Raw genomic sequence first — 10420 nt, 5'->3', positions numbered from 1 at the left:
GGTGCGTATCGCGATCCTGAATGGCTACACCGCCCTTGGCATCCCCGTCACGAAAAAGGTGGGGTGAATCCGTCTGGGGAAAGGGGAACTATGTCCGGCAGCTGATTTGTGCAACAGAGTCCCTAATGTCGTTCCAGAACATCGAATTATATTCTCTCGGCGAGGGAAAGCAGAACTTCCTCAGTGTCATGATGACAGCTTACGGCGCGCAGGAATTTTCTAAGGCAGTGAGCATCCACACGATCCGCGGAATGAAGAACGCGCTTTACAGGGGGGCATTCCATGCCATGCCCTACGGCTATCGAAAAGCTGGCGAAGGGGCCCAATGCAGCCGCGAGATCAATCCCGATCTCGCGCCCATTGTCGCCCGCATCTATCGCGAATTTGCGGATGGCCATTCCGCACGACAGATTGCGAAGGGCCTAAATGCCGACGGGCTTCCTGCCCCAAAAGGCGGCACTTGGGAAAACCGCAAGATCCGCGGTCGGGCGGACCGCGAGGAGGGTATTTTGTGCAATCCGATCTATGTCGGCCGGGTCCGCCTGTTCCGCACGACCCATCGCATTCACCCGGAAACTGAAGCGCGCGTGATTACGCCAACGCCCGAACGCGCGAGGGAGAAGATCATCCCGGAATTGCGTATTATCGAGGATGATCTCTGGAGCGCGGTCTAGACCCGGATCGCCGAACTGCGCAAGCATGTAAAAGCGGCATCGAATCCGCAGGGCGCACGCCGCAAGAAGCATCTTTTGAGTGGCCTGCTGATCTGCGGATGCTGTGGCAAGAGCTTTGTAAAGCGTTCTGACACGAGCTTTGGATGCGCCGAGCGGATCAAAGGCTGCTGCGATAACAAGGTTTATATACGCCAAGACGAGATCGAAACTCGGGTCTTCAAGGCTTTACAGGAAGCACTCGTGTTGGACGCATTCTCCGAGGTTTTCGACACTGCCCTTCAAGACGCGCTGGGTCAACTTCGCAAAAACCCGCCAGACCAAGAACTGCCTGCCCTGGTGGCGGCGCTGGATGGTATCGAGCTGAGTATTAAGAACCTCGTGCGTTCACTCGAAAACGGTGCGCCCTATGCCAATCTGAAACCCCGCATGGAGGAAATGGGGTCCCAGAAGCTCGCCCTCAAAAATAAGATCATCGCCATCGCAAAGACAGCCACGGCGCCCCCGGCCGCAAGCAAAGCCAGCACGGCCTTGAGCTATGTCTTGGAGCGGATCTTGCCCCTTCTGAAGGAACCTGACTGGGTGCATCTGGCCAATGAGCACTTGGCCAATTTAGTCCGAAGGCCCCCCTCACACCAGATCCAGAAAACCCAAAGCACATGAACGCCGAGATCGAAATTGATCTCGGCAATTTGCTTTGTGCCGCAGAGCAGCCAACGCTTCTGATCGAGCGTTTCAGAGACGATCGGCAAATAGCGGTCAAGCTGGGGGCGCTGCCCCCTCTGGCCTTCGGCCATTCACCCCCGGGATATTTCAATCAAGAGGAAGAGGGATTGGGATCATCGCCAGCGCGGCCTATATTATGCGAAAGGAGCGCGCATGACCCTCAATTTCGACAATAGCTACGCTCGGTTGCCAGCCGATTTTTTCACCCCCCAGCAACCCGATCCGGTGCCAGAACCAAAGCTGGTGGCCCTCAATCGCGATCTTGCTGCGCGCCTGGGGCTGGATTGCGATTGGCTGGAAAGCCCCGAGGGGGTGGAAATGCTGGCAGGCAACCAGATGCCCGCAGGCGCCGAGCCGATCGCGCAGGTCTATGCGGGGCATCAATTTGGCGGGTTTGTGCCGCGCTTGGGGGATGGGCGCGCGGTTTTGCTGGGCGAAGTTGTGGCGCCGGACGGAGCCCATTTTGATCTAGTACTTAAAGGTGCGGGGCGCACGGCGTATTCGCGTGGGCGCTCGGATGGGCGGGCATGGATCGGACCGGTCTTGCGCGAATATGTGCTGTCTGAGGCCATGGCCGCGCTTGGCCTGCCCACCACCCGCGCGCTGGCCGCCGTCACAACGGGCGCATCTGTATCGCGCGATGGTTGGGGGCGACCCGGCGCGGTCTTTGCACGCGTCGCGGCAAGCCATATCCGCATCGGAACCTTTCAATATTTCGCGGCGCGCGGTGATATTGACGCTTTAGAAACGCTGTGTAACTATTCGATATCACGTCATTTTCCAGATGCAGAGGGGCCGTTGGGACTGTTGCGCGCCGTTGTTGCGGCGCAGGGCGAGTTGATCGCGGGCTGGATGTCATTTGGCTTTGTGCATGGTGTGATGAACACCGACAACATGGCGATTTCGGGCGAGACGATCGACTATGGCCCCTGCGCTTTTCTGGATGCCTATCACCCGCAAAAAGTGTTTTCCTCGATTGATCAATTCGGGCGCTATGCCTTTGGCCAGCAGGCCCAAATCGCGATCTGGAATCTGGCACAACTGGCCAATTGCTTGCTGCCGTTGATGGGCGAGAAAGATGCCGCGATCGAGGCCGCCAGCGCAGCGGTGGACAGCTTTATTCCGATCTATCAGGCGGCCTGGCTGAAACGGTTTGGCACAAAGATCGGGCTGGCGGATGCAGGCGAGGATGATCTGCCGCTGATCCATTCCCTGCTGGAACGCATGGCCACCGAGCAGGCCGACTTCACACGTGTTTTCAGTGCCTTGCGGAGCAATCCTGACGCAGCCCGTATCGAGTTCACCGAAAGCATGGCCTTTGATCAATGGGCCGAAGGCTGGCGCGCTCGATTGCAACGCGAAGCCGACCCAGAGGCCGTGATGGCGCGGGCCAATCCGATGCGCATTGCGCGCAATCATCAGGTCGAAGCGATGATCGAGGCGGCATTGGCCCAAGATTACGCCCCGTTTCACCGCTTGAACGCTGCCCTAGCGGACCCGTTTGCGCCCGATGCACGTTTCCTGAAATATGAAACCGCGCCACGCCCCAATGAACGCGTCTCACGCACCTTTTGCGGGACTTGAACTTCACCCCTCAACACATTGAAATCATGACACTTCGGATCGCCTCTTACAATTTGCACAAATGCGTGGGCGCGGATGGGCGCCACGACCCAGGGCGCATCATCGCGGTGATGAATGCGCTGCAAGCGGATGTGATTGCACTGCAAGAGGTCGACAAGCGGATGGGAGCGCGCCCGGCCGCATTGACCCAAAAGCTGATTGAGGCCGAGACCGATTTTGAGCGCCACGACATGCCGCGCACTGGCCCGGACAGTTTGGGCTGGCACGGGCAGGTGGTGCTGGTGCGGCGCGGCACCCGGGTGCTGGGCGTCGAGGCGATCACCCTGCCCGGCCTTGAGCCGCGTGGGGCGCTGGCGGTGCGCATTGCGCCCGATAACGGCGGCCCCTTCACGATGGTGGGCGCGCATCTGGGGTTACGGCGCACGGATCGGCGTGCTCAGTGGACGCGGATTGCCCAACTGATGCGGGACGCGCGCCCCCATCCGGCGCTTGCGATTGGCGACTTTAACGAATGGCGCCACGAGCGCGGTTTTGAGACGCTGACGGGGTTTCACGTGCACGCCCCCGGCGCGAGCTTTCCCGCACGCGCGCCCTTCGGGCGGTTGGATCGGATCGTGACCGCGCCGGGGCTGCGGGTGGTGCGCGCGGGCGTGCTTGATACGCCGCTGGCGCGCGTGGCCTCGGATCATTTGCCGATCTGGGCCGATATCGGCGGGATCGTGACGCGCGCGCAGCGGATCTAGCCGCCCTTGCCCCGCGCCGCCTGCCCCGATAAGGCTTCGATACATCTCCGTTCTCCGAGAGCCGCATGGACCTGAGCCGCGAAAATTTCCAAGGCAGTTTGCTGATGGTCGCCGCGATGGCGGGCTTTGCGCTGGAGGACATGTTCGTCAAGGCATTGGGCGAGCGGCTGCCCGTCGGCGAGGTGCTGATGCTGCTGGGCACCGGCGGCGCGACCCTGTTTGGCGCAATCGCGCTGTGGCGGCGCGACCGGTTGATCTCGCGCGATCTGCTGGCGGGGTCGGTCCTGCTGCGCAATGGCGGTGAAATCCTTGGCACCGTCTGCTTCGTCGCCGCAGTGATTTTCACGCCCCTCGCGCAGGCCTCGGCAATTTTACAGGCCACACCGCTGGCGGTCACCTTGGGCGCGGCGCTGTTCTTTGGCGAGGCGGTGGGCTGGCGGCGTTGGTCGGCGATCTGGGTCGGCTTTCTTGGCGTGCTGATCGTGATCCGCCCCGGTACCGAAGGCTTCTCGGTGCTGTCGCTTTTGCCCGTCGTCGCGGTGGTCGGCTTGGCCGCGCGCGATCTGGCCACGCGCAAAGTGCCCCGCGCGATTACCTCGATGCAGCTTGCAACCTACGGGTTTGGCGTGGTGGTGCCCGCGGGCGCGGTGATTCAAGCGCTCAGCTCCGCACCGATGCTGATGCCAAGTGCTGCGGAATGGGCGATGATCGCAGGTGCGCTGATCGTCGGGCCTTTGGGCTATTACGCACTGATCCTCGCGATGCGGATCGGCGAGGTCTCGGTGATTACGCCCTTTCGCTATGTGCGGCTGATCTTTGCGGTGATCATCGGCTGGGCCGTCTTTGCCGAGCCCCCCGATCGTTTCACCTTGCTGGGCGGTGCGGTGATCGTGGGTTCGGGGCTTTATACGCTGTGGCGCCAAGCCAGGTTGCGCCGCCGATAATGGCCACGCAAATTTCATGCAGCGCGCTCTTTTCGCGCGCCCCTCACCGGTCTATAGATTTCTCGAACTAAATTCACCCATAAGGGGAGCGCCATGAGCACCATCATCGACATTCACGCCCGCGAAATTCTGGACAGCCGGGGCAACCCCACGATCGAGGTCGACGTGATCCTCGAAGACGGCACGATGGGGCGCGCGGCTGTGCCCTCGGGGGCCTCGACGGGCGCGCATGAGGCGCATGAACGCCGCGATGGCGACAAGGACCGCTATTTCGGCAAAGGCGTGCTTGAGGCGGTGATGGCCGTGAATGGTGAGATTGCCGAGAACCTTGTGGGCGAGGACGCCACCGAGCAGGTCGAAATCGACCGCGCGATGATTGAACTCGATGGCACCGAGAACAAGGGCCGTCTGGGTGCAAACGCTATTTTGGGCGTCTCGCTGGCCGTTGCCAAGGCCGCCGCCGACACCTCGGCGCTGCCGCTTTATCGCTATATCGGCGGCACCTCGGCGCGCATCCTGCCAGTGCCGATGATGAACATCATCAATGGCGGCGAGCATGCCGACAACCCAATCGACATTCAGGAATTCATGATCATGCCGGTCAGCGCGGGCAATATCCGCGACGCGGTGCGCATGGGCTCGGAAGTGTTCCACACACTGAAAAAGGAACTCTCGGCGGCGGGCCTAAACACCGGTTTGGGCGATGAGGGCGGTTTCGCGCCGGAACTCAGCTCGACCACGGCGGCGTTGGATCTGATCCTGAAATCCATCGAAAAAGCGGGCTATAAACCGGGCGAAGATATCTATCTCGCGATGGATTGCGCCTCGACCGAGTATTACAAGAACGGCAAATACGAGATGACCGGCGAGGGCCTGAGCCTGAGCTCGGAAGAAAACGTCGACTATCTCGAAAAGCTGCTGGGCGCCTATCCGATCATCTCGATCGAAGATGGTATGGCCGAAGATGACTGGGCTGGCTGGAAGCTGTTGACCGAGCGTCTGGGCGACAAGGTGCAACTGGTGGGCGACGATCTGTTCGTGACCAACCCGGTGCGTCTGGCCGATGGCATCAAGCAGGGCGTGGCGAACTCGATGCTGGTCAAGGTCAACCAGATCGGCACCCTGACCGAAACGCTGCAAGCCGTCGATATGGCCCATCGCGCGGGCTATACCAACGTCATGAGCCACCGCTCGGGCGAGACCGAAGACTCCACCATCGCCGATCTGGCCGTGGCCACCAATTGCGGGCAAATCAAGACCGGCTCGCTGGCCCGCTCGGACCGGCTCGCGAAATATAACCAGTTGATCCGCATCGAAGAAATGCTGGGCGAGACTGCGGAATACGCTGGCCGCTCGATCCTGAAATAAGGTTTCATCTAGCCCAAAATACTCCCGCCGGAGGCACCCGCCTCCGGCGGGTTTTTCATGCCCGCAATAAGCTTGCCTGCCCCTGCCAATGCGCGCAAACTGAGGGTATGACCCAAGCCCTCCTGTTTGATGTTTTTGGCACCTGCGTTGATTGGCGCAGCGCCATCGCGCGTGCCGTGACAAAGGCTCTGCCCGGCGTCGATGCGCTGGTTTTTGCAGATGCGTGGCGCGGCGAATATGACCCTGCGATGGCGCGCATCCGGGCGGGCGATCGCGGCTATGTCGCGCTGGACGATCTGCACCGCGAAAACCTGCACCGGGTGGCCGAGCGCTTTGGCGTGCGTGCCCCTGACGCCCTTGCGCAGGCTTGGGAGCGGCTTGATCCGTGGCCCGACACGGTCGCGGGCTTGCACGCGATTGCGACGCACGCGCTGATCGCGCCCTGTTCCAACGGGTCTATCGCCTTGATGGCGCGGTTGGCCAAACACGCGCTTCTGCCTTGGCACTGTATCTTGGGGGCCGATATTGCGCGCGATTACAAACCCAAGCCTGCAGTTTATCTCGCCGCGTGCGATGCCCTGCGCCTGCCGCCCGAGGCAGTGATGATGGTCGCGGCACATAATAACGATCTAGCCGCCGCGCGCGCGCTTGGTCTGAAAACCGCCTTTGTCGCGCGCCCCACGGAATACGGCCCCAACCAAACCGCCGATCTTGTTGCCGAAGCTGATTGGGACATCATCGCGCCCGATTTCTTGGTATTGGCAGACAGGCTGGTCGATGCGCGCTGATCAGATCATCGCAGCCCTTGGCTTGCGGCCCCATCCCGAGGGCGGGCAGTCCCGCCAGATCTGATTGGCACCGAATGCCTCAGCCGGGCTGAGAAATCTTGCCGCCCCCGATCAGCGCACCCACCCCGGTCGTCGAAGGCCCCGAGGTCGGCAATCCGCGCGCCACGCGCACGGCCAGATAGGCGAATGCCTGCGCCTCAAGCATATCGCCGTCCAGCCCGATATCCTCGATCGGCTGCACCGGACAGTTCATGCGGGTTTGCAGCGCCACCATCAGGGCTGCATTCAACCGCCCGCCGCCAGTGACGTAAATCGCGCTTGGCGGGATCGGGTAATGCTCACCCCCGCGCGCTACGGCAGCGGCGGCGCAAGCGGTCAGGGTGGCGGCGGCATCGGCATCACTCAGATCAGAAACCCGCGCAAGCATATCGTGAAAATCGTTGCGATCCAGCGACTTGGGCGGCATACGCAGGAAATAGCGATGCTCCAGAAAGCCTTGCAGCGCGGCCTCATCGACGCGCCCTTCCAGTGCCAGCGCGCCGCCCTCATCCTGATCCAGCTTGCGCCGAATTCGCATCAAATCGTTGATCGGCGCATTGGCGGGACCAGTGTCAAAGGCCAACACGGCACCGGGCATTTCGGGCGCGGCTTGGCGCGGATCGACCCAGGTGACATTGCCCACCCCGCCGAGATTGAGAAACACCGCAGGCGCATCCAGCCCGGCATATTTCGCGCAAGCAAAGTGGAAAAACGGGGCCAGCGGCGCCCCCTGCCCGCCCATCTCGACATCGCTTGATCGGAAATCCCACACCACCGGACGCCCCAGCACCTCGGCCAGTACCGCGCCATCGCCCGCCTGATGGGTGCGCCGAGGGCCTTGGCGACCATCGGGATCATGCGCCAAGGTCTGGCCGTGAAAGCCGATGATACTGGCTTCGCTCAGCCCTGACAGGATTTCGGCATGCGCGGTTTCGACAACCTCGGCGGCGGCCTCGACACCATCCTCTCCGGGCCAACGGCCCAAAGCGGCATGCAATATGTCGCGTTCAGCGGGCGCATAAGGGCGATAGTCAGAGCGGCCAAAGTCCAGGATCCGCTCGCCATCACTCAGCACAAGGGCCGCATCGACCCCATCCAGTGACGTTCCCGACATCGTGCCTGCCGCCCAGACCGGCCCCGGTTTCAACATGGCTTCCCTCTCACCGCCCTGCCCGATATACGCACGCTGTTAGGAAAGGAACAAGCACGATGACCTACCATCCCAAATCAGACTTCATGCGCGTGATGATGGAGCGAGGCTTTCTGGCCGATTGCACCGATTATCAGGGGCTAGACGAGGCTTTGGTCAAGGGTGTCGTGCCGGGTTATATCGGCTTTGATGCGACGGCGAGTTCGCTGCATGTCGGCTCGCTGATCCAAATCATGATGCTGCGCTGGCTGCAAAAGACCGGGCATCAGCCGATCACGCTGATGGGCGGGGGCACGACCAAAGTGGGCGACCCGTCTTTCCGCGCCGATGAGCGCCCACTGCTGACGCCAGCCCAGATCGACGATAACATCGCGGGCATCAAGAAGGTGTTCGCGAAATATATCGCCTACGACGGCGAGACCCCCGCGCTGATGCTGAACAATGCAGAATGGCTCGACGGGCTGAACTACCTCGATTTCCTGCGCGATATCGGGCGTCATTTCTCGGTCAACCGGATGCTGTCTTTTGAATCCGTCAAGTCGCGGCTGGATCGCGAGCAATCGCTCAGCTTCCTTGAATTCAACTACATGATCCTGCAAGCCTATGACTTCCTTGAACTCAACCGCCGCTATGGCTGTCTGGTGCAAATGGGCGGGTCGGATCAATGGGGCAATATCGTCAACGGGATCGACCTGACGCGCCGGGTGCTGGACCATGAGATTTACGGGCTGACCTCGCCGCTACTGACCACGTCGGATGGCAAGAAAATGGGCAAAAGCCAGTCGGGCGCGATCTGGCTGAATGCGGATATGCTAAGCCCTTACGAGTTCTGGCAATTCTGGCGCAACACGACCGATGCCGATGTGGGCCGGTTCCTCAAGCTCTATACCGAATTGCCGGTGACAGAATGCGACCGCCTCGGCGCGTTGGAAGGGTCTGAGATCAACGAAGCCAAGGTGCGCCTTGCCAATGAGGTCACGGCGCTTTGCCACGGCTGGGACGCCGCACGCACTGCCGAGGCCACCGCGCGCGAAGTGTTCGAAAAGGGCGGCGTTGGCGATGACCTACCGACCTTGACGCTGAGTGCGGATGATCTGGGTGAGGGCATCAGCCTTGCGCAACTCGTCGTGCGCTCGGGTCTTGCGAAAACGGGTAAGGACGGCAAGCGATTGATCTCTGAGGGCGCGCTGAAGGTGAATGACGAGGGCTGCACCGATGCGGGCCGGATGTTCACCGTCGCCGATCTGGCCCAGCCGGTGAAGCTGTCAGCGGGCAAAAAGCGCCACGCGCTGGTCGAACTGGGCTAAGCCAGAACGCCGTCCGGGAAAATCCGGGCGGCGCTACACGTCCAGTTGCAGCTTCTTGGCCTTGCGATAGAAGGTCGCCCGCCCGATCCCCAGATCGCGCGCCGCTGCCGAGACATTTCCGCCATTGCGCGCCAAGGCCCGCGCCATCGCAGCACGTTGGGCCTCTTGCAGACCGCCGCGCACCCCCTGCCCGATCAGGTCATTGGCGGGCAATTGGCCGATCTGCTCGGTGTTGATCCCCAGATATTTCCGCGCGGCCCGCGTCGCGCCGACCACCAGATCGTCACGGTTGAGCGCCAACAACATCACCCCTTGCGGCGCGTTCTCACCCGGCCCCGCCGACAGGATGCGTGCGCCCTGAAAGGCGGCGCGAAACAGATCGCCCTCGATACGTAGCGCGGCGTCTTGCGCAGTCAGCGCGACAAGGCTGGCATAGCCTTCGGTCATATCCTCACGCGCGGAACTGACATCGATCACGCCCGCCAGATCGCCCTGCGCGCCAAAGACCGGCGCGCCTATGCAGGTCAGCCCGGTATTGCCCGCGCGAAAATGCTGATCGCGCCACACGGTCACCGCGCGCCCCTCGGCCAGACAAGTGCCAATGCCATTGGTGCCCTGCGCGCCCTCGGACCAATCCGACCCGGGCGCAAGGTTCGAGGCGTGAAAATCCCCCGCATCGCCTGCGCGCACACGTTCATCCAGAATCAACCCGCCCGCATCCGACAGCAACACCGTGCAGCCCGCATCGCAGGCCGCGCGCGCCAGCCGATCCAGCACGGGGGCCGCGATTTGCAGCAACAACCCAGAAGCCTCGCGCCGGGCCCGAATCTCGGCCTCACTCAGGCGCGCATCCAGCGGCATATCGGCCGGGTCGATTTTGTGATGGATCATCGAGCGGCGCCAGCTGGCCGCAAAGCCCGCCCGCCCCGCCGCCTTGGGCGAAGAGACCACCTCACGCACGATATCGGCGTGGTGACGTTGCGATGAGCGATGCAGCGACATGCGAAAGCCTCCCCTCTTGCGCAAATTCTCTAGCGAGAGGGTAGTCCGATTCGGGGCTGGCGCAATCAAAATTCGCCGCGATCCGGGCGTGAGACTGT

Annotated in this window: 10 protein-coding genes; 8 read left to right on the top strand and 2 right to left on the bottom strand. The window is 62.0% G+C overall.

The annotated features are described in order from the left end of the window. Positions 1 to 125: 125 nt before the first annotated feature. The 7 genes from AB4874_RS14610 (at position 126) to AB4874_RS14580 (ending at position 6824) form a co-directional block, all read left to right on the top strand. Positions 126 to 674 carry a recombinase family protein gene (locus AB4874_RS14610; protein ID WP_368392533.1) on the top strand — a complete coding sequence of 183 codons (549 nt, stop codon included), beginning with the start codon at positions 126 to 128 and terminating at the stop codon, positions 672 to 674. Positions 675 to 749: 75 nt separating this feature from the next. Beyond that, positions 750 to 1334 (top strand): recombinase zinc ribbon domain-containing protein, encoded by a 585-nt coding sequence (locus tag AB4874_RS14605; protein WP_368392532.1) that lies wholly within the window; start codon positions 750 to 752, stop codon positions 1332 to 1334. A 216-nt stretch (positions 1335 to 1550) separates the two neighbouring features. Next, positions 1551 to 2981 (top strand): protein adenylyltransferase SelO, encoded by a 1431-nt coding sequence (locus AB4874_RS14600; RefSeq protein ID WP_368392531.1) that lies wholly within the window; start codon positions 1551 to 1553, stop codon positions 2979 to 2981. A 26-nt stretch (positions 2982 to 3007) separates the two neighbouring features. After that, entirely contained in the window at positions 3008 to 3724 is a 717-nt protein-coding gene (locus tag AB4874_RS14595; RefSeq protein ID WP_295533801.1) for an endonuclease/exonuclease/phosphatase family protein, read from the top strand. A gap of 65 nt (positions 3725 to 3789) precedes the next feature. Beyond that, a complete protein-coding gene (locus AB4874_RS14590; protein WP_368392530.1) occupies positions 3790 to 4668 on the top strand; it encodes a DMT family transporter in 879 nt (292 codons plus the stop codon). A gap of 93 nt (positions 4669 to 4761) precedes the next feature. After that, positions 4762 to 6036, top strand: coding sequence for a phosphopyruvate hydratase (eno, locus tag AB4874_RS14585; RefSeq protein WP_368392529.1), 1275 nt, complete (start codon positions 4762 to 4764; stop codon positions 6034 to 6036). A 107-nt stretch (positions 6037 to 6143) separates the two neighbouring features. Continuing rightward, entirely contained in the window at positions 6144 to 6824 is a 681-nt protein-coding gene (locus AB4874_RS14580) for a haloacid dehalogenase type II (protein ID WP_368392528.1), read from the top strand. A 79-nt stretch (positions 6825 to 6903) separates the two neighbouring features. On the opposite strand, the gene AB4874_RS14575 is transcribed toward AB4874_RS14580, so the two are convergent. Continuing rightward, positions 6904 to 8013, bottom strand: coding sequence for an anhydro-N-acetylmuramic acid kinase (locus AB4874_RS14575; RefSeq protein WP_368392527.1), 1110 nt, complete (start codon positions 8011 to 8013; stop codon positions 6904 to 6906). A 59-nt stretch (positions 8014 to 8072) separates the two neighbouring features. Here AB4874_RS14575 and tyrS point away from each other — a divergent pair, with 59 nt between their 5' ends. Next, entirely contained in the window at positions 8073 to 9320 is a 1248-nt protein-coding gene (gene tyrS / locus AB4874_RS14570; protein ID WP_368392526.1) for a tyrosine--tRNA ligase, read from the top strand. Positions 9321 to 9353: 33 nt separating this feature from the next. Here tyrS and AB4874_RS14565 read toward each other — a convergent pair whose 3' ends face one another. Beyond that, positions 9354 to 10322, bottom strand: a complete 969-nt coding sequence (locus AB4874_RS14565) for a GAF domain-containing protein (protein ID WP_295533812.1) — start codon at positions 10320 to 10322, stop codon at positions 9354 to 9356. Between the last annotated feature and the right edge of the window lie 98 nt (positions 10323 to 10420).

The sequence above is a fragment of the Thioclava arctica genome (assembly GCF_040892615.1).
GTDB lineage: Bacteria > Pseudomonadota > Alphaproteobacteria > Rhodobacterales > Rhodobacteraceae > Thioclava > Thioclava arctica.
This window is presented reverse-complemented; position numbering and strand designations above follow the sequence as displayed.